Here is a 20,731-nt window from a genome sequence, read left to right as displayed (position 1 = left end):
GCCACCAAGCGGTGAAGCCGGTCGGGCGGACCTACGGCGTCGCTCGATGCCAGCACCTTCGGGAAGACTGCGGAATCCCAGGCTCGATCAGCTGATACGAGAGCGGATCCGGTTACTGCTGGGGAAATCGGCTGCACAAGGACAAAACACGCGCCATTCGGCAAGCGGAGTACACCGAAACAGGTTACGGTGCGTGGCGGCAGCATGGCCGCGTACCGGTAGAATACTGTCATGGCAAAACACCGGATGGCGGTCGTCCTCCTTGAGGACGTGCTGCCGCTCGACTACGCGATCCCGGTTCACGTCTTCGGCCGAGAGGCGTCGGAGGCCTACGACCTTGTGACAGTCTCTGTCGGCGGAGATGCGGTGCCGGTGGCCGGCGGGACGAAGGTGATTCCGGACGGTGGGCTGGAGTTGCTGCGCCGGGCGGACACGATCGTCGTGCCCGGCTACGCCGACGCGGTGGACCGGGAACTGCCCGGTTCGCTGCTCCGCGCGCTGGTGGGAGCACATCGGAGAGGTGTCCGGATGGTGTCCATCTGCTCCGGGGCGTTCGCCCTGGCGCGGGCTGGAGTCCTCGACGGACTGACAGTCACCACGCACTGGTCGCTGTGCGCAGCGCTCGCCGAGCGGTTCCCGGCGATCACGGTCGATCAGTCAGTGCTGGTGGCTGGCACCGGCTCGGTCCTCACCTCGGGCGGTGTCACCGCAGGCGTGGATCTGTGCCTGCACCTGCTGAACGTCGACCTGGGACCGGCGGCCGCGCGACACGTCGCGCGGCGCATCGTCATGGCACCGCGGCCGGCCGACGGTCAGCAGCAGTTCGTGGAGAAGACGGTCGTCCCGCCCGGTGACGACGTCATCGCCCAAGCCCAGCAGTGGATGCTGCTGTCGCTGGAGCAGAACTTGTCGGTGAAGGACGTCGCTGCCCGGTTCGCCATGTCGGAGCGGACGCTTCACCGGCGTTTCCGGGAGAAAATCGGCCTGCCGCCCTTATCCTGGCTGCGCGACCAGCGCATCGCCCGGGCCAAGGAGCTCCTGGAGAACTCCGAGCTTTCCGTCGAGGACATCGCGCGCCAGGTCGGGTTCGGCACCGCGACCAACCTACGGGTGCAGTTTCGGCGCGCGACGAACGTTTCGCCGCGCGAGCACCGGAAGGCGTTCACCTTCGACCGCGCCTGACTGACTGGCGGAAAAGTTTCGATAGTCGACAGTACTGCCACTGTTGATGGGTGCGTCCCGAGGCGAGACTCGGTATCAGACCGATTCGACCTCAGGAGAGCGATTCCATGAACCAGCCGACCTTCGTCCTCGTCCACGGCGCCTTGACCGATGCCTCGGTGTGGCGCCGGGTCTCCGTACGCCTGCAGGACGCAGGTCACCCCGTCATCGCACCGTCCCTGCCCATGCGCGACTTCGACGATGACGTCGCTTACCTCAAGCAGTTCCTGGGTACCCTCGACGGCCCCCTTGTGGTCGCTGCGCATTCGTACGCCGGGTCAGTGATCTCGGCTCCCGACGCGTTGACCGCGGCGGTCCGGTCGCTGGTGTTCGTCACCGCGTTCCAGCAGGACGCAGGGGAGACCGCCGGTGCACTGAACGGCAAGTTCCCGGGCAGCTTACTCGTCCCGGACAACCTGGTCGTGCGCGAGTACCCCGGTGGCGCGGAGATCTACCTCCGTCCGGACAAATTCGGCGAGGTCTACGCCGGTGACGCCAGCGCGCGGGACCAGAAGATCCTCGCCGCCGCCCAGAAGCCGTTCAACCCGGTCACCTTGGAAGGCAGCTTCAGGGAAAAGGCCAGCTGGCACACCTTCCCGTCATGGGCAGTCGTGTCTACTCGGGACAGCTCCATCCCGACCGAGGCCCAGCGCTGGATGGCCGAGCGGGCCGGTTCGACGGTTGTGGAGGTCGACTCCTCTCACGCCGTCCCGCTGGTGCGACCCGATGTGGTGGCCGAAGTCATCCTCAGCGCGGCGGAATGAGCCACGTGACCGCGATCAGCTCTCGCTTCCTCCGTGAGAGCAAGAACTGATCGCGGTCATTGCTACCTGGCTCGTGTTTGCGGAAATGCGAATGTCGATCTACCGTCGCCTGGTGAGCTCATTGCGCGAAGACCGGCAGCCGTTCCGCATTGCTGTTTCCGATAGCGAGCTGGCTGACCTGCAGTACCGGCTGCGGCATACCCGCTGGTCCGCTCACGTCGAGGGAGCCGGGTGGCGGTACGGCACCGACCCCGCGTATTTGCGTGAGCTCGTCGACTACTGGGCCAAGGGATTCGACTGGCGAAGCGAAGAGCGGCGGTTGAACACGTTCCCGCAGTTCCGGAGCGTGATCGATGGGCTGCGTGTGCATTACGTCCACCAGATGGCCCGCGACGGTGGCGGTCTCCCGGTCCTGGTTTTGCATGGGTGGCCGGGATCGTTTGTGCAGATGCTCGACCTGCTGCCGCTACTTGCCGCGCCTGCCGAACACGAAGCAGCACCGGCCGACGCGTTCGACGTCGTCGTCGGGTCGCTGCCGGGTTTCGGCTTCTCGGAGGCGCCCCCCGAACCGGGGATGACCGAGACGCGTATGGCACAAGTCTTCCACAAACTGATGACCGAAGTCCTCGGCTACGAGCGGTATGCGGTCCGGGGCAGTGACTTCGGTGGAAGCGTCGCGGAAACGTTGGCCAGACTGTACCCGTGGGCGGTACTGGGTATCCACCTCAGCGGTACTACGCCTCGCGCCGACGATCCGCCGGCCGACCCCAGTCCGGCGATCCGCCGGTACATCGATGACGTCGAACGGTGGCGGGCGGCCGAGGTGGGGTACGGCGCGATCCAGGCGACGAAGCCGCAAACGCTGGCCGCGGCACTCAATAACTCGCCGGTCGGACTCGCCGCCTGGATCGTGGAGAAGTTCCGCCGGTGGAGCGACTGCGACGGAGACGTCGAACGCCGCTTCACCAAGGACCAGTTGTTGACCAACATCAGTATCTACTGGTTCACGCAGACGATCGGGTCATCTATACGGCTCTATGGGGAGTCCGATTATCGACAGGACGCCGAGTGGGACGTTCCTACGGCGCACCTCATGTCGTCGAAGGACATGTTCCCGACGCCGCGTGAGTGGGTCGAACGGTTCTCGAGAGTCGATCGCTGGACCTCGGTCGAACGCGGCGGCCACTTCATGGAGTGGGAAGAACCTGGTCTTGTGGCGGAAGACATGCGGGCGTTTTTCAGGGGGTTGCGCTGATCGAGGCTTAGCGCGGGAAGTTCTAGCGGCAGAGTCAAGCCGGGTCGGGGACGAGCCACATCGACCCGGCTTCGACGTCCGCGGGGGGTGTCCCTATGTGGTTGTCAAGCCGCAGAGGGGACGGGAGCTGGTTCGGGGTGGCGGTAGTGGGTGCCGTTGCGGAGCATGGCGTAGAGGACGTCGCAGCGGCGGCGGGCCAGGCAGATCAGCGCGGCGTTGTGCTTCGTGCCCTCAGCTCGCTTGCGGTCGTAGTAAGCCCGGCTGACCGGGTCCGCCAACGCAGCGAACGCGGCGAGGAAGAACGCCCGTTTGAGCTGGCGGTTCCCGGTCCGAGCCGGATGCTCGCCCTTGATGCTGGTGCCGGAGCTGCGCGTGACCGGGGCGATCCCGGCGTAGGCAGCCAGATGTCCGGAGCTGGCGAAGTTGGAGGCGTCGCCGACTTCGAGGAGGATGCGGGCTGCGGTCCTGACGCCGATGCCGGGCATCGAGGTCAGGACCCCGGCAAGAGGGTGCGCATCAAGTATCCCCTCAACCTGTTCAGCAACCTGTTTCCGTTGCTGCAAAACAGTCTTCAGACTGTCGGCCAGCCGCGGCAAGACCGTATCCGCGGCGGCGGTGCCCGGAACGGTGACGGTCTGCTCGCCCAACGCGGTCATGATCGCTTCGACCAGTTTCTCGCCGATGCGGGGCGCGTGGGCCTTGGCGATCGCGGTGAGTTTGCGGCGGCCGGCCTTGGCGATCCCGCTCGGGCCGCCGCAACGCGACAGGATCTCCAGCACGGCCGGGTGGCTGATCCGCGGGCCGATGGCGTGCTCGAGGGCGGGGTGGATGCCGGTGAGCAGGCCGCGGATGCGGGTGGCTTCGCCGGCCAGGTCGTCGTCGAACCCGACCAGCACCTCCAGCTCGGCCAGCGCCTCGTCACCGACGTCAACCGGGCGCAGCGTGTGCGGCAGCGAGCGGGCCGCATCGGCGATGACGAACGCGTCCCGGGCGTCGGTTTTCGCGCGGCCCGGGTAAAGGTCGGCGATGCGGCGCATCGCCAGCCCGGGCAGGTAGGCGACCTGGTGTCCGGCCGCGCGGGCGACCGCGACCGGCAACGCCCCGATCGTGGCCGGTTGGTCGACCACGACCAGCAGGGTTCCGTGCGCGGTGAGCTTGTCGAACAGGGCTCGCAGCGTCGGTTCGCTGTTGGGCAGCGGCCCGTCGTGCAGACGCTTCCCGTCCGGGGCGAGACCGACCGCGTGGTGGGCGTCCTTGCCGACGTCCAGGCCGAGGAACACGCTGAAAGTGTTGCTCATCCACCATGCCGTTCGTTCGCCGCGATGTGGCCACCGATCAGGCATCGAGCGCCGGCACCCACGTTACGACGAGACCTACCCCAAAGGTGGCCGTGTCCCTGTCAGCGGTCGGTCGATGCCACCAGACCCGGTGACACCACCCCCCGGATCATGGGTTCGACTGGGGGCGTCAGTCATGCCGGGCCTGGCGACCACAACTCCCTGATCGGGAGCCACGAAAAAGGTAACGGGGGTGAGGTTCGCTACGAGAGGAACATCGAGGTCAGTTGCTTGTCCCAGTCCGGCGGGGCTGTCCAGTGCTGGCCTGGCGCGAGGCGCACGCTGTCACCGCGGTCGAAGCCGTCTTTGTAGAGCCACAGATCTTTGTCGCTCGCGTTGACCACCGCAGAGGCGCGGTTGTCGAACCTCGGCGGCAGCCAGAAAACCCCAACGGCGGGCTGGCTCCAGAACTGACCGGTAAAATCGGCGTTGTCGTAGAGGCACACCCAATCTGCGCCGCCGGGAACGCACTGCTCGGCGGTTGTCGCCGCCGAAGCGTTGGGCAGGGTCAGCGTTCCACTCAACGCCAAGGCTAGGGAAAAGCCGAAAACCGCACGCCGAATCACGCGATGCATCGATCCTCCGATAAAGGGCAGTGAGCCGGAGTGACACACACATCCGGTTGTTCATATCCTCGGATTTCTACCACGAAATGCCAGGTTACTGGCAAGGTGGGCAACTATCTGACGGAAACCACCTCGGGTTGGTGACCTGCTCTGCCGGCTGTGCGCGCCGACCGTGGGCGAGCTTCGGCGCGGCCGAGTGGAGATCCGTTCGCGGTGGGCGCAGACTTGCCGTATGTCCGACGATTTAGACCGAACTCTCGATGCGGTGGGGCCCCGCTTGCGGGCGATCCGCAAGCAGCGACACGTCACCCTCGGCCAGATCGCGAACCTGACCGGGATGTCGGTCAGCACGCTGTCGCGCATCGAGTCAGGACAGCGTCGTCCGACGCTGGAGGTGCTGCTGCCGCTCGCGCGGGCTTACCACCTCCCACTGGACGACCTGGTCGGTGCGCCCGCTACCGGCGACCCCCGGATCCACCCGCGGCCGATTACTCGCGACGGTGTTGTGTGGGTACCGCTGTCGCGCGAACCGGGCGGTCTGAATGCCTTCAAGCAGTTGCTGCCGGTCGCCGACGAGCGGCCAGAAAGCTTGGAACAGCAAGTGCATGAAGGGCACGAGTGGCTTTACGTACTGACCGGGAAGCTCCGGCTCGCGCTCGGCGACCAGGAGTTCGAGCTGAATGCGGGTGAGGCCGCCGAGTTCGACACCAGGGTCCCGCACGCGATCGCGAACGCCGGGGACCGCGCGGCCGAGGTTTTGATCATCTTCGGTCAGCAGGGGGAACGGCCGCACCTGCGAGCTCGGTCTCGTTGACGGTGACGCCGCTCCGCTGGGGTGGTGCCCGGTGTTTCGCGAGCGCGGATGCGTCGGGAGCGCCCCTTGTTGCCCGAAAGGACATTGGTTCCTTTTAGATATCGATCTTCATGATCTTTGCGGGTGGCGCGGCGGGTTGCGATGATGATATTTTCGAGCGAAGCTCATTGTGCTCCATCGAGCGCGGCGAGGTCTCGGCCGCTCGCTGAGCAATAAGCTCCGAGAAAGAGGTTTCATGCGGGTGACGTCGTCTGTGTTGGCCGTTGCGATCGCCACGGTCACAGCATTGACCGGAATGGCCTGTGGCCGCCCGTCGAATTCGGGTGTCTATGTCGCGCTGGGTGATTCGTATTCCGCAGGTGTAGGGACCCAGCTGAGCAACGGGGACGTATGTCAACGATCGCCGGCGTCCTTTCCGGCTTTGTGGGCCTCGGGGCATGCCGGGACCGAGTTCACGTCCGTCGCGTGCACGGGTGCTACGGCTACCGATGTGATCAGCAAGCAAATCGGTGCCCTGGTGCCGGCGCCCACTTTGGTGTCTGTGACCGCAGGCGGTGACGACGCGGGTTTCAGTGACGTGATGACGACCTGCGTCTTGCAAGGGACAGAAGGCTGTCAAGCCGCCGTCGAGAAGGCAGAAATCTTCATCTCTCAGAGCCTGCCCGCGCGACTGGCCGATCTCTACTCGGCGATCCGTGCCGCGGCCCCGGCCGCCAAGGTCGTGGTGCTGGGGTATCCACGACTGTTCGAGTTGGCCGAGTCTTGCGCGAGTGCGCCGAGTCGTGATTCCCGGGTGGCTTTGAACCGTGGAGCCGATGCGCTCGACGAAGCGACCGCTGAGGCGGCGGGTCGCGCCGGTTTCACCTTTGTCGACGTGCGGGAAAGGTTTGCTGGCCACGGGATATGTGCGACCGATGCGCCGTGGATTCAGGGCATCGCGAACCCCCTGTCGAACTCGTTCCACCCCTTGGCGGCCGGATACGCGCAGGGGTACCTTCCGGCGCTTGACGGCGCTGTCGGCTGAGTCGGCATCCCGGTTAGTCATCCGGTGCTGGCGATTTCGATCAAGCGATCGGCCACCAGATCGATGTCGGAGACGGTCGTGCGATGGTTCGTCACTCAGGCACGGATTCCGGCTTGTCCACCGAGGACGGCGGGGCCGAGCAACGCCGTGTGCTCGGTGCGGAGTTGGGTGAGGACCCGGGCGTGGTCGGCGGCCGATCGCCCCGGCATATGCAGGCACACGGCGGTCAGGATCACCGGGTTCATTACCTCCCAGCCCGATGATTCGGCCATGCGGGTGTGCAGGTGCGGCGAGGTCAAGACATCGTTGAGCGGCAACGCGGAACGAATCCACGCCGAAGGTCCGTAACGCTGCCCAGACTTTCAGGGCCTTAAAGCTGCGTGAGAGCTGCGGGCCGAAGTCCATGAAGTCGAGCATCAGCTCGTCTTCGGACACGGTCAGGTAAGAGGCGGCGAACGAGAACGCGCGGCGAAGTTTTTCGCGGTCCTTCACCAGGAGAGCTCCCGCCTCGATCGGAGCGAACAGCATCTTGTGCGGGTCGAGCGTGATGGAGTCCGCACGTGAGACGGGCGCAAACATCTCACGAGTCGACTCGGCCAGCACGAACAGTGCGCCGTAGGCACCGTCGACATGCAGCCACAGACGTTCTCGTTCACAGATATCGGCTACCTCGCCGAGGGGATCGATGGATCCGCTGGTGGTCGTGCCTGCGGTGGCTACCACGCAGAACGGCGCAAGTCCTGCGGCCCGGTCGGCTGAGATCGCCGTTTCGAGGAGGTCTGCCCGCATTCGAAAGCTGTCGTCCACGGGAATATGCCGAACGTTGGCCAGGCCGAGCCCGAGCGTCGCAGCTGCTTTGTCAACGCTGCGGTGCGCTTCGGCAGACGTGTAGAGCACCAGTTGCCGCTCACCCGACTGCAGTCCGTGCTCGCGGAATCCCGAGCGGTGCGCCGTGAGCGCGGCGGTGATTGAGTCCCTCGTCGCGGCGGAGCCGCCATCAGTCAAGATTCCGCCGGACTTGGCACCCCAGCCGAAGAGTCCGCCGAGCCAGGCTATGACCGAACGCTCGATCACGCTGGCCGCCGGGGAGAGCTGCCAGAAGTTGCAGTTCTGGTTCAGCGTCGCGGCGATCGCCTCCGCATAGGGCCCGATGCCGTTGGACGGTCCCTGGACGTAGGCCAAGAACCTTGGGTGGTCGACGGCGGTGGAGTTGGGCAGAATGCGGTCCTCGACGTCGGCGAAGAACGCTTCCACGCCGATCCCGTGGTCCGGGAACGGTTCGTCGAGCAGCTCAGTGAGTACATTGCGGTCGACTGCGGGGACGATGGGGAGAACGGCCACTGACTTTTCGTAGCTTCGGCTGAAGCGTGCCAGCAACTTCGCGGCGGTCGCCTGTGCCGGCCCGTCGAGGGTGAGGTCGCCGCTCGCCGTGGTCACGTCCATGGTGGTGCCTTTCCGGGAGTTCCGTCGGTCCGACACTAATTCATGAGAGTGGGCAACCGATAGCGAATTCGGCCTGTATGGAGGTCTCGTATAGCATCTATGACTCATGGACGCCGTAGATCGCGCAATAACTGCCCAGCTTGCGGAGAACGGTAGATTGCCGAACATCGAGCTCGCCGACCGTGTCGGCCTTTCGCCGTCGCCGTGTCTGCGCCGGGTTCGTGCTCTCGAGGCGGCGGGGGTGATCACTGGTTACCACGCGGCGGTCGATCCTCGCGCGCTGGGACGTGGACTGGATGTCCTCGTTCACATCGATATGGCGGACCAGCGCAGCGAAACCATCGAGGCCTTCGAGGCGGCCTGCGTGGCGCGCGAGGAGATCCTGGCGTGTCGTCGGATGTTCGGCGCACCGGACTACCTTCTGCGGGTCGCTGTTGCCGACATCGAAGCCTACGAGCGGTTCTACATGGCGGAGCTGACTCGCCTGCCCGGGGTCGCCCGGACGAGGTCTCAGTTCGCGATGAAGATCATCAAGGGCGCGCCGGGATTTCAGTGGTGACCGAAGACTGGTGGACGCCGACTGCAGCTTCCCTTGCGCTACTTGAGCACGACGTCGCCGAGGACGGCCGGAGCGGAGGTTGTCCGTTGGACGCCGTCAGGCCACCGTCGACCGGAATGCAAGTACCGTTGACGTAGCGGGCGTCAGCGCCGGCGAGGAACGTCACCGCGCCGGCGAGGAACGTCACCGCGCCGGCGACGTCTTCGAGGCCGTGCGACGCGTCCCATCGGGATCCGGGCGTTCCACGCCGCCGCGATGGGTGAGCCGTTCGCGAACGCCTGCTCGGTTATGGCGTCGGTGATGATCGCGCCGGGGCGGACGGAATTGACCCGGATCTCGTGACCGTGGTCGAGCGCCATGCTTCTCGTCAGGTTGGTGATCGCCCCTTCGGCGGCGTTGTAAGCGGCTTGACTCCAGTCACCGCGAAGGCCCGACACCGAGCCGATGTTGATGATGCAGCCGCGGCGGTTGCGAAGGTGTGTCAGAGCCGCCCGAGACGTGTAGATCATGCCGTCGACGTGCGTGGCCATCATCTCGCGGTACGAACCGAGGTCGATCTGCTCGACGGTGCCCTGCACGACCCGCCCGGCGCCGTTGACCAGAATGTCCAGGTGGTCTAGTGCCGAGACCACGTCGGCGACCGTCGATTCGATCCCCCCCTGGGTCTGTCGCGTCGCCTGCGATGACCAGGTGCTTGGCGTCGCCGGGCAAGGTGGCTGCCGCATGTTCCAGCGAGTCGGGAGTGCGCCCGACCAGGGCCAGGGTCACTCCGGTCGCGGCGAACCGCCGCGCGATGGCCGCTCCCAGTGCGCCGCCCCTCCGGTGATCATCACTACCTGGTCGCTGAAGTCACTGGTGTCCAATCGTGATCCTTCGTCGGCTGCCGTGCAAGTCGGAATGTTATGGTCCATTTACTTGGTGACGATGGCAACACGTGTGTGACGGTGGACACGTGGGTATGGTCTGGCGAGTGGGAGCACAGACCGGATCCAGCCGACGCGAACGGCTGCGCGCGGCATTGGTGGCAGACGTCCACGCCCAGGCCTACCGGCAGATCGCCGATGACAGCCTCGCTGCGGTCTCGATGACCGGTATCGCGCAAAACCTGGGGTTGTCGCCGGCAGCGCTGTACCGGTATTTCCCGTCCCGGGAGGAGCTTATCCGCGCGCTCATTGCCGAAAGCTTCGAGGCCAGCGCGTCGCTGACCGAGCGGACACTGGCCGATACGGCCGGCTTGGAGCCCGGACTACGGCTGCGGCGGCTGCTCGTTGTGACGCGGAACTGGGCGGTGGATCACCCGATCCAGTATCGGATCATCCAGGGCATCCTGGGGGACAATCGGATTTCGGAGGCTGACGCGATCGTGTCGCCGGAGCGGCGGCCGTTTCATGCCATCTGCCTGCTAGTCGCCGAACTTCCGCGTCCCGAGGCGCTCGCCGACGCGCTGCCCGCGGCCGTACAAGGGCACCCGGGTGAAGTGATGCTGCATGCGCTGACGATCTGGACCCGGCTCAGCGGCGTGATCAGCCTCGAGCTCAACGGTGTGCTCGAGCGGATGGGCGTCGACGCCGACCGGTTCTTCGAGGCCGAAGTGGATCAGCTGCTGCCTCGCACCGGCACGGATCTCGAACCGGGCGCGGCGAATCCCTGACCGACAGATTGGCAGTCGACCTCACGTCGGTCGAGACGTCCTGCGCCGGATCAACGGACGGGCGGGGAGCGATGCCATTTCCGAAACGGAACTGCCAGGTCGCCGGTATCGCTCTCGGTGTGCCCGAGAGCGGAGGTATCGTGCTGATTGTGCCCACTTTGGATTCCCTGCGTGGCAGTGACCTCTCGGGTGAACGCTGGATTTCATTGCTGGTCAGGCTGGCCGCGCATCACGCACGGGCCACGTGCACTGGTGCTCGGTCCTCACTTCCGCCCGGGTGGATGCGGAGTGAGTCGGCGAAGAGTCGTCACTGACCTGGGAGCGGACGCAGTTACATCGATCCTGGCGCTCTGGTCGTCGAGTTCTTCGACTTGGCCGTGCTATTTCGTCGCCGGTGACGCGGCTCGTCTTTGTGATGCACATGTGGACAAATTAACCCAGCTGAGGTCACTCATGGCACAACCAACTCGCTCGCAGGCCTGAATCACCTGGCTGGTGATCAGGCCGCTACAGCGAGCCGTAGTGTCTTGGGGCATCGGTTACATTGTCTGTCTCGAGACCTTCGCGTCGTCGGCCGATCGTGGTCCGCTAAAGACGTAACGGTAAGTCATCGAACTTCGACGAGACTGCTGGCGCCGCATCCCGTCGAGTGCCAGAGCTCCCGGCCCCAGGAACGCGAAAAGCAGGAGGATCCAGCTGTATAGAGCAGCCGGCTCCCCCTTATTCTGCAGCGGCAGCAGGGCCGCCGCCTGGTGCACCGTGAAATAGGCATAGGCCATTGACCCGGAGTTGAGCAGGGCAGCCACGCGGGTGAACAATCCCACTGTCAGCAGAAGGCCTCCGGCCAGTTGAATGACGCCAGCCCACCAGCTCGGCCACGCCGCGAACTCGGCCCGGTGCCCGCCGAAAAGGCCGAATATGCTCTGTGCGCCGTGGCAGGCGAACATGAACCCGACGACGATCCGGACCACTCCCAGAGCCTTATCGCCGGGGTGGCTCGTTACGGTCGGCCGGGTCGGGTTCGCAGCTTCCGCTGTGGTCTCGGTCATGAATGAATCCCATCGGATTGGAGGAACAGTTTCGATGCGACTGCTGTGTGCGGAACTCGGATGTTCGGAACTTTTTCAGAATAGGGTCCGGATCGCCTGTAGGCCATTAAATATTCGGCATGAAGTGCGTTCGGCTGTTCGATCTGCCCAAAAGACTGCTCGACTGCGAAGTTCTCAGCATGTACTCTGAATTGAATTTACTGACTAGCTTGTGAAGATAAGTAAGTATGGATATCGGCCGAACCGATATGGCGACCTTCGATCCGTGTGCACAATTTGCTCGCGATCCCTTCAAGCGTGTTTGACGAGACAAGCACCGCGGCGTGCGGAAAGCTGACGTGATCCGCTCATTGCGCGCGTTCGGCCTCGGTCGACGACGGCACGGACTCTTCGAGGACCGACGCGAAGGTGGCGATCTTGATGAGTTCCACCGCTGCGGTCACGCGGGCTACGTCCACCAGGTCGAGGGCGGGAGCGGTAGTCGCGGTCATTTCCATTCCGCTAATCAGATGCCTACGTAGTTCTCGGCGAAGAGCACTTGATGGGTACGGCCGTCACGCAAGGTGTCGAGCCGGGACCGGCGTAGTCCACGGTGGAAACCCGTATACGGTTCAGGCCCGGCCGGGCCGTGCAAGAGGCCGATCATCCAGTGGGAGAACTCCTGCGCGCGCCAGATCCGGGGCAGGCAAGTGGCCGAGTAACCGGAGAGACCGGTCTCATCGTCGAGCGAGAGCGCGGAACAGAAGGCGTCCGCGAGAACCGCTGCTTCGAAGATGGCCAGGTTGGCGCCTTTGGCGGCTGACGGACTGATGACACTCGCGGCGTCCCCTGCCAGGAACATCCGGCCTCCCTGCAGGGAATGAGCGACCTCCGAGCGCAGCCGCACAACCCTCCGCTCGCTGATCGGTCCTTGACGCAGCTTGCCGAACTGAGCGGTGCGCATCCTGACCGCCAGCTCGGCCCAGATACGGTCGTCGGTCCAAGCCGCTGTCTTCTCTCCCGGCGGAACTTGCAGGTAGTAGCGGGTGACCTGAGGGCTGCGAGCCATGTGGCCGGCAAACCCGTTGTCATGGATCGCGTAGGTGACCGCTTGCATGCTCTGGGGAGCTTCGGCGAGGATCGCCAGCCAGCCGATGCCATGGTCGCAGAGGTGACGCGGCCCAGCCAGAGCTTCCCGGGTCACACCGTTGCTTCCGTCGCAGCCGGCGAGGAACCGGCCCCGGGCCTCCCCGCTCCCAGCTGCGTGGCTGAAGCGGACTGTGGCCGCCTCGGCGTCCACCTCGGTGACCGTCACACCGAACTTGACCTCTCCGCCGCGCCCGAGGTACTCGGCGATCAGATCGGTGACGAGATCTTGCTGCGGGTAAATCGTGTGAACTTCGCCGTGCCCGAGCTTGCCGTAGTCGAGTGCGAACTCCCCGCGAGCATCCCGGAACGCGCACACGCCGTGCGCGCGTCCCTTGTTGAGGAGCCCTGTAGCGAGTCCGTGCCTGGTCAGCACCCGCACGGTGCGTGGCCCGAGGAAACCCGCCTTGGCTCGGGCTTGTACCCGCGCACGGGTGTGCTGTTCGAGAATGAGGGTGCGGATCCCATTGGCTTGGAGCACGTTGCCCAGCACCAAGCCTGCCGGTCCGGCGCCCACGATAAGTACGGAAGTCTCGTCGATCATGTTTCGCTCCTGCTCGACGGCCGGCGGCCCGTCAACGACTGACGACCTTCCTCCGCCTGATGGCCATCGGACAATTGCTCGGTGGGCACAGGGGTATTTCAGATGGTGAAGTTGCGCTTTCGTGCACCACGGCGACGGCGGCCGCCCCTCGTCACCGAGTCGGTGCGTGCGGTGCGAGAAGCGGATAGCGGCCGGTGACCACGACGCTGTTGTCGCCTTTGCCGGGACCGGTCTGCTCGACGTGGTGCTCGTCAACAACGAGCAGATTGGGCTGGATCCAGACCGCCGACGGTCAGCGGGTGTCTCCGATCCGGCGAGCCCCGGTCGTGAACAGGAGAAAGGCAAGCGCCGGGAACGCCGTGCCCGCCAGCAGGGCCGTCGTGATGCCGTCTACGCCGCCGCCGGCGGCCGTGAAGACGGTAGTGAGGGAGGCCAGGCCGACCGCCCCGCCCAACTGTTGCAGACCTTGGTTGAGGCTCGACGCCGCCGAGAGGCGTTCTTCCGGCCCCTGGGCCAGTAGCACGCTGGTCAGCGGCGCGACCGTGAGTCCGGCTCCGACCCCCAGCACGAGGAACGGACCGAGCAGACCGCTGAGGAACGTGCTGCTCGCGTCGAGCAGCGACATCCACAGAAGGCCGAGAGTCAGCGCGGCCATCCCGGCGCCACCCGTCACCCGCTCGCCGAAGCGAGCCACCAGGCGGGGCACCACTACGTTGACGAGCACCAGCGCGGCTGTGAACGGCAGAACGACCAGGCCGGTCAGCAGCGGGCTGTAGCCAAGCGCGTCCTGGGTGAACAACGCGGCGAAGTACAGAAAGCCGAACTGCCCCGCGGGAATCAGCAGCATCGCCAGGAACGGCGCTGCCGACCGCATCCGGCTGAAGAAGCCGAGGGGCAGTACCGGACTGGGGTGCCGCCGCTCCGCGGCGATCAAGATACCAAGCGCCACGATCGCGACTGTGAACGAGCTCAAGGTCCTCGTGCTGCTCCAGCCGTCGGACGCGGCCAACGTCAGGCCGTAGACCAGGGCTGCCATCGCCACGGTCGACGAAACCGCGCCCATGAGGTCGAGCCGTGCGGTGGCCCGCGGCAGCCGCGGAACAGTCCAGCGCACGCCAGCCAGCACGAACAAGCCGAGCGGGACATTGACGAACATGACCCAGCGCCAGCCGAGCGTGGTGGTGAGTACCCCGCCGAGCACCAGGCCGATAGCGGCGCCGCTGCCGAGCGCGGCTACGAAGAAGGACATCGCCCGTGCTCGCTGCGTGCCCGGTTCTGTGATGCCCATGATTAGCACCAGCGTGCTCGGTGCGGCGAGGGCGGCCCCCACGCCTTGGATGGCCCTGGCTGTCACCAGGATCCCCGGGGAGGACGCCAGGCCGCCGAGTGCGGACCCGATTACGAAGATCGCCGTCCCGAGCAGAAGGGCGCGGCGAGGTCCGATGATCGCGCCGATCCGGCCACTCAGCAGGACCAAGCCGCCGAAAGCCAGAGCGTAGGCCGTGACGACCCAGCTCAGCCCGGCGCTGGAGAATCCCAGCGCGGACTGAATCCGGGGCAGCGCCACGTTCACGACGCTGGTGTCCACCGACAGCACAAGCTGCGACAAGCTCAGCATCGCGATCCCGGCCCAGCGCATCCTCGAGCGGAGCCGCGAGCCGATCTCAGCGGCCTCGGCATGGGAAAAAGTCATCTCGTCCTCACCCTCCTTGTGTGTCCTTGCGCTCGACCGACTTTGCGGCGACAGCGGTAAATGAGCAACAACAGTTGCCATTTACGCAAAGAAGATGAGACTGTCCGCCTGACTGTCCTTATATTCCCGTAAGCGGTCCTCGGACCGAGGCGTTTGCTCGCAGAGAGGACGTAGGCGCTGGGTGTGCCGTACTGCTCGGGCGGTCTCCCGGTCAGGCGACCACCGATCCCCGGTGATCGTCGGGCTAGCCGTGGTGGCGGGTGTCGTAACTCTCATCATCACGCGGCGACGTGCACTGGCTCCGGTGCCCTGGTCCGGCAGCGATCGGGGCAGTCGGCTCGATGCTGGCTGGCTCGCTCGTGACCGCCGGGCTGCCCGCCAGGGCGCTTCTCGTAGTGTCCGCGCTGGTCGTCGTAGCCGCCGTTGCAGTCGGCGTGTGGCGGAAATCTGCCGGTCCGCAGGAGCCGGCCGGCGCTCGGGACTCGGGCCGGTCCTCGCCGGGTTGGTGCGTGCTGGCGCCGCTCGCTGGTGCCGCGGCGGCCGGTGCTCTCGGAGGTCGGCAGGTGGCTCCGCGTGCTGCCCCTTTTGTGCGGCGGTTTGCTCGTGGCAGCGGTCGCAGGCTATCGAATTGGATTTGCCAAATCCGCAAACTAGTTTGCCACTTCTCCGGCGGCGCCGTGAAGATGTCGCTGGGAACACCCAAAATGGAAGGTAGTGCCGTGCTGGAAAACAACGTGAAAGATGTGGAGAAATACCTTGCCGATTGGCGCGTGTGGAGGGACGGCTGGGAGCAGTGGCTGAGTCGGCCGTTCGGCTGGTTGTCCGCCGTGTCGATGAATTGGCTGGACGGGACTCCGCGCAGCTACGACGGGATTCCCGGCTTGTGGTGGCATGAGGGCGGCGACGTGCACATCGACCCGCAGGGTCTCGAAATGACGTTCGGAGACGAGAAGTTCACCACGGAGAAGAGCTTCTCCCTGGTCGGTGTCGACGACGAAGTGCGCATCGTGGCTGGTGACGTCGAGGTGGGGATCACCTATCGCGAGCTGTACATGATCGTGGGCTACGAGCCGGATCCGCCAAAGCGCCGCGGCTTCAAGGGGGTTCCCACGTTCGACGCCAACCCGGCGTGGGTGCTCAAGGGTCGGTTCGAGCCGCACGCCGAAGTGCAGTCGGTCACGCTGGACAGCGTGAGCTGGCGACGTCACAAACACGATACCCCTGGTGTGGTCCGGTTCGAATACGGTGCCGAAGAGCACGAGCTGCTCGTACTCCAAGGTACGGCGGGCATGAACACCGTCTTCGCCGACGCGACCAGCGGCGTGACGACTTACCCGCTGTGCCGTGCTCTGAACATCGAGGCGCCGGCTGCCGATGGCACGGTTACGCTTGATTTCAACCGTGCCTACAACCTGCCCTGCGCGTTCTCGGATTTCGTCCCGGTCTGCCCTGCCGCGCCGCCGCGTAACCGGCTGCCGTTCGCGGTGGAGGCGGGGGAGAAGATCCCTCTGGAAAAAGAGATGTGATTGTCCAAGAGGGTCTCGGGCGTCCCGGTTGACTCAGCGTCAGCCGGCCGCCGGCCCGACATTTGCGCTTTTGGCAACTCCAGTTGCCGATAGTTCGTGTACAGTGGATAGTCGGGCACATGGCTGATACACAGAAGAATCCTTCATCGCAGGCCGGTTTGGACACGGCTCTGGACGTCGTGATCGTCGGCGGTGGCCTGGCGGGGCTGGGCGCGGCGCTGACACTCGTCCGTGCGCGCCGTTCCGTCGTCGTGATCGATGCGGGGCACCCGCGCAACGCGCCGGCGGCGCACTCACACGGTTACCTGACTCGCGACGGTGCACCTCCGCTGCAGCTACTCACCTGGGGCCGGGCGGAGGTTCGGGGTTACGGCGGTACAATCGTCGAGGACGTCGTTGAGGGCATCGAGCGGCGTGGCGACGGCGGTTTGGTGGTGTCCACCAGGATCGGCGCACGGTACACAGCGCGCCGGGTTTTGGTGACCACGGGGCTGGTGGATCGCTACCCGGACATCCCCGGCATGCGCGAGCGGTGGGGTCGCGATGTTGTGCACTGCCCGTTCTGCTTCGGCTGGGAGCACCGGGATCAGCCGCTGGCGATCCTCGGCGCGGGACCCGGGGCCGCCATGCAAGCTCTCATGTGGAGGCAGTGGAGCGACGACGTCATCCTGTTCCAGCACGCCGCTCCCGAACTGTCCGAAGAAGAGCTCGCCCGGCTCGCGGCCCGGGGCATCGAGGTCGTGCACGGCGAAGTCGCGGCCGTCGAAATCGACGATGACCGGATCGTCGGCGTCCGGATGGAATCGGGGGAGACGCACGCTCGATCGGTTGTCGTCGTCGGCCCGCGGTTCGAGTCTCGGCACGAACTGCTGGGCCCGCTCGGGATCAGGACGGTCGAGCACCCGCTCGGGATCGGTGAGCAGGTCGAAGCCGATCCCACGGGTTTCACCGGTGTCGAGGGCGTGTGGGTGGCCGGCAACGTGCTGGACGTGACGGCCGGTGTCATGCAATCGGCTGCTTCCGGAGTTACCGCGGCCGCGACGATCAACGCCAATCTGACCATCGAGGACGCTGAGAACGCGGTGCAGGCGGCTCGCGAAGATTGAGGGCGTAGGGGGGAAACTCGATGGGTTGCGTCCGGGAACCACCCGTTCGTGCGGTAACCGGACTGCTGGTCGGTGCAACACCAGTTCCAGATCACGACGAGCCGGTTGAAATTCGGCAACCGACATCGATGCTGACTAGCACCGTGCAGTCGATAGTCATCCAAACTCGCGCCGGAGGAAGACCGCGACCGCGTCCGCGAACTCCTCCGGCGCTTCCTGAGGAGGATTGTGCCCGACACCTTCGAGGAGACGGTGCTCGTACGGTCCGGTGAAGTACGAGCGGTCACCGGACGAGCTCGGACCAAGTAGTCCGTCGGCCCCCGTTTCCAACATGACAGTAGGAACCGTAATGCGGGGTTGCTCGGCGAGAAGATCCTCTGCCCGCTGGTAACGGGGATCACCCTCGACGAGCCCGTAGCGGTGCCGGTACGAGTGGACGACCACTTCGACGAAGTCGCGGTTGTGCAGACTTGACGCGCTCGCCGGAAAAGCCTCCTCCGCTCCGTACCACGTCGGCGACCAAGTGCGCCACAGCAGTGCGCAGAGCTCTTCGCGGTTGCGTTCCAGTCCTTGCCGCCCCCGCTCGGAGTGGAAGTAGAACTGATACCAGAAGGTTTGCTCCCACTCGGGCCTGCTGGGTTCGTTCGCGGCGGCGATGTCCTGGATGTTGTAGCCGTCCACAGTGACCAGCCCGCGCACGCGCTCCGGATGCAGCGCGGCCGTGACGCATGCCGCCCGGCCGCCCCAGTCGTAACCGGCGAGGACCGCGGAGCCAATCCCGAGTGCGTCCATGAACTCGATGAGGTCGTGTCCCAAAGCGGCCTGCTGTCCTGAGCGCATCGCTGACTCAGCTCGAAACGACGTCGTGCCGAATCCCCGGAGGTAGGGAGCTAGAACCAGAGCGTTCCGGGCAGTCAGTAGGGGTGCGACCTCGTCGAATGCCCGCACGTCGTAGGGGAAACCATGAAGCAGGACGACCGGGATGCCGTCCGGTCGGCCCGCTTGCTCGTAGGCCACGTCCAAAGTGGAGGTGCTCACGCGCTTTGCCGAGGAGAAACCCATGGATCGATTGTCGCATGGTCGGGCGCTGCATGCCGCTGTCACTCAGCTTGACGATGTTTACCTCCGAGGGAATTGGTTCGGGATGCCAGGTGCAGCAGACTCGGGTCATGACCAGTTACCAGATCCACACTGCTGCCACCGCCGCCGAAGCCGCGAGGGAGCCGCTCAAGGTTCTCGAAGGCGCATTCGGTTTCGTGCCCGCCGCGGCCGGCCTCATGGCGAACTCGCCGGCGCTGATCAACACCTTCTTCTCCGCCTTCGGGCACTTCCGCGGCGGTGGCACGTTCGGAGCGGATGAGCGGCAGGTACTGCTGCTGTCCAACGCGGTCGCCAACGGCAGCGAGTGGGCGGTGGCATTCCACACGCTGGAGGCGCTTCAGGACGGTGTCCAGCCGGCCGTCGTCGAGGCAATCCGGCAGGGCGAGGTCCCCGCCGACCAGCGAATGGCGGCGCTATCGGCGTTCACCCAGTCGTTGATCGGGAAGCGGGGGCACGTCGAGGACACGGAGGTGCAGATGTTCAAGGCGGCGGGCTTCACCGAAGAGCAGGTGTTCGAAGTGATCACCGCCGTGGCGATCTCTACGATGACGAACTACACGGCCAGCCTCTCCCAGCCGCCGCTGGAGGACGCGGTGTTGCCGCACGCCTGGAAGGCGGGATACTTGGCGGGTGCGTGACGTAGGTTCCCTGCTCAAACAGTGGCGCGGTACTCGGCGGCTGAGCCAGCTGGCGCTGGCCGCCGAGGCCGCGGTGTCGGTCCGTCACTTGAGCTTCGTGGAAACGGGACGTGCGAACCCGAGCCGTGCCATGGTGCTGAAGCTCGCGGAAGTGCTCGATGTCCCCCTGAGGGAGCGCAACACGTTGCTGCTCAGCGCCGGATTCTCCCCCGAGTACACGGAGTCCGCATTGGACGCACCATCCTTGGCCGCAGTGCGGGAAGCACTGGAAACCATCCTGGTCCAGCAAGAACCGTACCCGGCTCTGGTGATGGATCGCAGCTGGGACATCCGGCACGTCAACGCCGCGGCCCGCCGGTTCTTCGCCTTCATCCAGGGTGAACAGCCGGAACAGCCACCCGGGCCGCCCAATGTGCTCCGCCGGCTATTTCACCCGGACGGCGTACGACAGCATGTCACGAACTGGCTGGAGGTCACCGAGGCTTTGGTTCGGCGAGCCCGGCGAGAGGCGATCGGTGGTGTCCTTGACGAGCGGGCACAGGGAATCCTTGACGAAGTGTTGGATTACCCGGGCGTGCCGTCGCATTTGCGGGTGATGGACGCGACAGCCCCTATCCTCCCGATCGTGCCGATCCGGTACGAACGCGATGGACGACGATTCGACTACTTCTCCACGGTGACCACGTTGGGTACACCGCAGGATGTCACGCTGCAGGAACTACGTATCGAGTGCTTCTTCCCGATGAACGACGAGACCCGGGAGCGTGCCCGGGGATTGGCCGAGGCAGCTGGAACGGATCGGGCTGCCGTTCTCTGAGCGCCACAGGCGATGTCGACGAGCCGAAAGGTCCTCAGGAAGGCGGGTGTGCACCCGGTGCGGTTTCGGTCTCTATGTCCACTGTGCTCAACCCGCTCTGTGTAACTTGGCCGTGGTGGCGGCGGGGTTGAACGTGGCTCCCGGTGAGCACGCACCGGGATGGAAGATCTTGCTGTTCGCCGGGCGTCGAGCCGGCGGTGGTTCTCGGCCGATATCGATGTGCTGAAAGCTCGGGGGAGGCCGTGTCCTGGCTCGTTGCGTTTTTGGCAAGTTACATTGCCGAGTCCGGTGAGTCGCCGGGAGCATCGGTCGGGTGGTCGGCGCGGGTGCCGTGCCGGCGTCCCTGACCGTGGAGGGTGTCATGCCTGAGGAAGAACGAGTCCGGAACCTGATCGTCGTCGGGTCGGGTCCTGCCGGATACACCGCTGCCGTTTACGCGGCACGAGCCCAGCTGGAACCGCTGGTGTTCGAGGGCACGCAGTTCGGCGGCGCGCTGAT

20 protein-coding genes and 1 pseudogene are annotated in these 20,731 nt (G+C 65.4%); 12 read left to right on the top strand and 9 right to left on the bottom strand.

What is annotated here, in order from left to right:
- Positions 1–231 precede the first annotated feature (231 nt).
- The 3 genes from BLV96_RS46680 to BLV96_RS46670 all read left to right on the top strand — a co-directional run bounded on the left by BLV96_RS46680 (position 232) and on the right by BLV96_RS46670 (position 3,240).
- Positions 232–1,182, top strand: a complete 951-nt coding sequence (locus tag BLV96_RS46680; RefSeq protein WP_244180981.1) for a GlxA family transcriptional regulator — start codon at positions 232–234, stop codon at positions 1,180–1,182.
- Between the two features lie 107 nt (positions 1,183–1,289).
- Positions 1,290–1,985 (top strand): alpha/beta fold hydrolase, encoded by a 696-nt coding sequence (locus BLV96_RS46675; RefSeq protein WP_086673392.1) that lies wholly within the window; start codon positions 1,290–1,292, stop codon positions 1,983–1,985.
- 91 nt (positions 1,986–2,076) lie between these two features.
- Complete coding sequence (locus tag BLV96_RS46670; protein ID WP_086673390.1) at positions 2,077–3,240, top strand: epoxide hydrolase family protein; 1,164 nt, start codon at positions 2,077–2,079, stop codon at positions 3,238–3,240.
- Positions 3,241–3,344: 104 nt separating this feature from the next.
- Here the strand turns inward: BLV96_RS46670 and BLV96_RS46665 are convergent, their stop codons facing one another.
- Entirely contained in the window at positions 3,345–4,538 is a 1,194-nt protein-coding gene (locus BLV96_RS46665) for an IS110 family RNA-guided transposase (protein WP_086673388.1), read from the bottom strand.
- A gap of 242 nt (positions 4,539–4,780) precedes the next feature.
- A complete protein-coding gene (locus BLV96_RS46660) occupies positions 4,781–5,152 on the bottom strand; it encodes a peptidase inhibitor family I36 protein (protein ID WP_086673386.1) in 372 nt (123 codons plus the stop codon).
- Between the two features lie 223 nt (positions 5,153–5,375).
- On the opposite strand from BLV96_RS46660, the gene BLV96_RS46655 reads away from it, so the two are divergent.
- Complete coding sequence (locus BLV96_RS46655) at positions 5,376–5,957, top strand: helix-turn-helix domain-containing protein (protein ID WP_086673384.1); 582 nt, start codon at positions 5,376–5,378, stop codon at positions 5,955–5,957.
- A 235-nt stretch (positions 5,958–6,192) separates the two neighbouring features.
- Entirely contained in the window at positions 6,193–6,981 is a 789-nt protein-coding gene (locus BLV96_RS50380; RefSeq protein WP_086673382.1) for a GDSL-type esterase/lipase family protein, read from the top strand.
- A gap of 297 nt (positions 6,982–7,278) precedes the next feature.
- On the opposite strand, the pseudogene BLV96_RS51110 reads toward BLV96_RS50380, so the two are convergent.
- A pseudogene (locus BLV96_RS51110) lies at positions 7,279–8,424 on the bottom strand (pyridoxal phosphate-dependent decarboxylase family protein); the annotation flags it as partial.
- Between the two features lie 106 nt (positions 8,425–8,530).
- On the opposite strand from BLV96_RS51110, the gene BLV96_RS46635 reads away from it, so the two are divergent.
- Positions 8,531–8,983 (top strand): Lrp/AsnC family transcriptional regulator, encoded by a 453-nt coding sequence (locus BLV96_RS46635; RefSeq protein WP_086673377.1) that lies wholly within the window; start codon positions 8,531–8,533, stop codon positions 8,981–8,983.
- 143 nt (positions 8,984–9,126) lie between these two features.
- On the opposite strand, the gene BLV96_RS50375 is transcribed toward BLV96_RS46635, so the two are convergent.
- The gene (locus tag BLV96_RS50375) at positions 9,127–9,708 is read right to left on the bottom strand and encodes an SDR family NAD(P)-dependent oxidoreductase (protein WP_208608525.1); all 582 of its coding nucleotides are present in this window, start codon (positions 9,706–9,708) and stop codon (positions 9,127–9,129) included.
- 245 nt (positions 9,709–9,953) lie between these two features.
- On the opposite strand from BLV96_RS50375, the gene BLV96_RS46625 reads away from it, so the two are divergent.
- Complete coding sequence (locus BLV96_RS46625; RefSeq protein ID WP_158104084.1) at positions 9,954–10,634, top strand: TetR/AcrR family transcriptional regulator; 681 nt, start codon at positions 9,954–9,956, stop codon at positions 10,632–10,634.
- Positions 10,635–11,173: 539 nt separating this feature from the next.
- On the opposite strand, the gene BLV96_RS46620 is transcribed toward BLV96_RS46625, so the two are convergent.
- The 4 genes from BLV96_RS46620 to BLV96_RS46610 all read right to left on the bottom strand — a co-directional run bounded on the left by BLV96_RS46620 (position 11,174) and on the right by BLV96_RS46610 (position 15,045).
- Complete coding sequence (locus BLV96_RS46620; protein WP_086673374.1) at positions 11,174–11,683, bottom strand: DoxX family protein; 510 nt, start codon at positions 11,681–11,683, stop codon at positions 11,174–11,176.
- 347 nt (positions 11,684–12,030) lie between these two features.
- Positions 12,031–12,174 carry a hypothetical protein gene (locus tag BLV96_RS50185; protein ID WP_158104083.1) on the bottom strand — a complete coding sequence of 48 codons (144 nt, stop codon included), beginning with the start codon at positions 12,172–12,174 and terminating at the stop codon, positions 12,031–12,033.
- A 14-nt stretch (positions 12,175–12,188) separates the two neighbouring features.
- Entirely contained in the window at positions 12,189–13,352 is a 1,164-nt protein-coding gene (locus BLV96_RS46615; RefSeq protein WP_086673372.1) for a 4-hydroxybenzoate 3-monooxygenase, read from the bottom strand.
- Between the two features lie 292 nt (positions 13,353–13,644).
- A complete protein-coding gene (locus BLV96_RS46610; protein WP_158104082.1) occupies positions 13,645–15,045 on the bottom strand; it encodes an MFS transporter in 1,401 nt (466 codons plus the stop codon).
- A gap of 719 nt (positions 15,046–15,764) precedes the next feature.
- On the opposite strand from BLV96_RS46610, the gene BLV96_RS46605 reads away from it, so the two are divergent.
- Together BLV96_RS46605 and BLV96_RS46600 are read left to right on the top strand one after the other, a co-directional pair.
- On the top strand, positions 15,765–16,571 hold the full coding sequence (locus tag BLV96_RS46605; protein WP_158104081.1) for a DUF1684 domain-containing protein: 807 nt from the start codon (positions 15,765–15,767) through the stop codon (positions 16,569–16,571).
- 158 nt (positions 16,572–16,729) lie between these two features.
- The gene (locus tag BLV96_RS46600; RefSeq protein WP_244180980.1) at positions 16,730–17,677 is read left to right on the top strand and encodes an NAD(P)/FAD-dependent oxidoreductase; all 948 of its coding nucleotides are present in this window, start codon (positions 16,730–16,732) and stop codon (positions 17,675–17,677) included.
- Positions 17,678–17,833: 156 nt separating this feature from the next.
- Here BLV96_RS46600 and BLV96_RS46595 read toward each other — a convergent pair whose 3' ends face one another.
- Positions 17,834–18,739, bottom strand: coding sequence for an alpha/beta fold hydrolase (locus tag BLV96_RS46595; protein WP_086673365.1), 906 nt, complete (start codon positions 18,737–18,739; stop codon positions 17,834–17,836).
- A 29-nt stretch (positions 18,740–18,768) separates the two neighbouring features.
- On the opposite strand from BLV96_RS46595, the gene BLV96_RS46590 reads away from it, so the two are divergent.
- The 3 genes from BLV96_RS46590 to BLV96_RS51105 form a co-directional block, all read left to right on the top strand.
- Positions 18,769–19,416 (top strand): carboxymuconolactone decarboxylase family protein, encoded by a 648-nt coding sequence (locus tag BLV96_RS46590; RefSeq protein ID WP_244180979.1) that lies wholly within the window; start codon positions 18,769–18,771, stop codon positions 19,414–19,416.
- Positions 19,409–20,233, top strand: coding sequence for a helix-turn-helix domain-containing protein (locus BLV96_RS46585; RefSeq protein WP_086673363.1), 825 nt, complete (start codon positions 19,409–19,411; stop codon positions 20,231–20,233). Before BLV96_RS46590 ends, BLV96_RS46585 begins: the two co-directional genes overlap by 8 nt.
- A 361-nt stretch (positions 20,234–20,594) precedes the next feature.
- A partial coding sequence (locus tag BLV96_RS51105) for an FAD-dependent oxidoreductase (protein ID WP_143051144.1) occupies positions 20,595–20,731 on the top strand: 137 nt, incomplete at its 3' end.

Source organism: Amycolatopsis pretoriensis (assembly GCF_900107925.1).
Lineage (GTDB): Bacteria > Actinomycetota > Actinomycetes > Mycobacteriales > Pseudonocardiaceae > Amycolatopsis > Amycolatopsis pretoriensis.
This window is presented reverse-complemented; position numbering and strand designations above follow the sequence as displayed.

Bases quoted from the DNA above. Each gene is read 5' to 3' on its own strand.
- BLV96_RS46680 (WP_244180981.1), top strand. From the start codon at position 232: ATGGCAAAACACCGGATGGCGGTCGTCCTCCTTGAGGACGTGCTGCCG.
- BLV96_RS46675 (WP_086673392.1), top strand. From the start codon at position 1,290: ATGAACCAGCCGACCTTCGTCCTCGTCCACGGCGCCTTGACCGATGCC.
- BLV96_RS46670 (WP_086673390.1), top strand. From the start codon at position 2,077: ATGTCGATCTACCGTCGCCTGGTGAGCTCATTGCGCGAAGACCGGCAG.
- BLV96_RS46665 (WP_086673388.1), bottom strand. From the start codon at position 4,538: ATGAGCAACACTTTCAGCGTGTTCCTCGGCCTGGACGTCGGCAAGGAC.
- BLV96_RS46660 (WP_086673386.1), bottom strand. From the start codon at position 5,152: ATGCATCGCGTGATTCGGCGTGCGGTTTTCGGCTTTTCCCTAGCCTTG.
- BLV96_RS46655 (WP_086673384.1), top strand. From the start codon at position 5,376: ATGTCCGACGATTTAGACCGAACTCTCGATGCGGTGGGGCCCCGCTTG.
- BLV96_RS50380 (WP_086673382.1), top strand. From the start codon at position 6,193: ATGCGGGTGACGTCGTCTGTGTTGGCCGTTGCGATCGCCACGGTCACA.
- BLV96_RS46635 (WP_086673377.1), top strand. From the start codon at position 8,531: ATGGACGCCGTAGATCGCGCAATAACTGCCCAGCTTGCGGAGAACGGT.
- BLV96_RS50375 (WP_208608525.1), bottom strand. From the start codon at position 9,708: ATGCGGCAGCCACCTTGCCCGGCGACGCCAAGCACCTGGTCATCGCAG.
- BLV96_RS46620 (WP_086673374.1), bottom strand. From the start codon at position 11,683: ATGACCGAGACCACAGCGGAAGCTGCGAACCCGACCCGGCCGACCGTA.
- BLV96_RS50185 (WP_158104083.1), bottom strand. From the start codon at position 12,174: ATGACCGCGACTACCGCTCCCGCCCTCGACCTGGTGGACGTAGCCCGC.
- BLV96_RS46615 (WP_086673372.1), bottom strand. From the start codon at position 13,352: ATGATCGACGAGACTTCCGTACTTATCGTGGGCGCCGGACCGGCAGGC.
- BLV96_RS46610 (WP_158104082.1), bottom strand. From the start codon at position 15,045: ATGACTTTTTCCCATGCCGAGGCCGCTGAGATCGGCTCGCGGCTCCGC.
- BLV96_RS46595 (WP_086673365.1), bottom strand. From the start codon at position 18,739: ATGGGTTTCTCCTCGGCAAAGCGCGTGAGCACCTCCACTTTGGACGTG.
- BLV96_RS46590 (WP_244180979.1), top strand. From the start codon at position 18,769: ATGCCGCTGTCACTCAGCTTGACGATGTTTACCTCCGAGGGAATTGGT.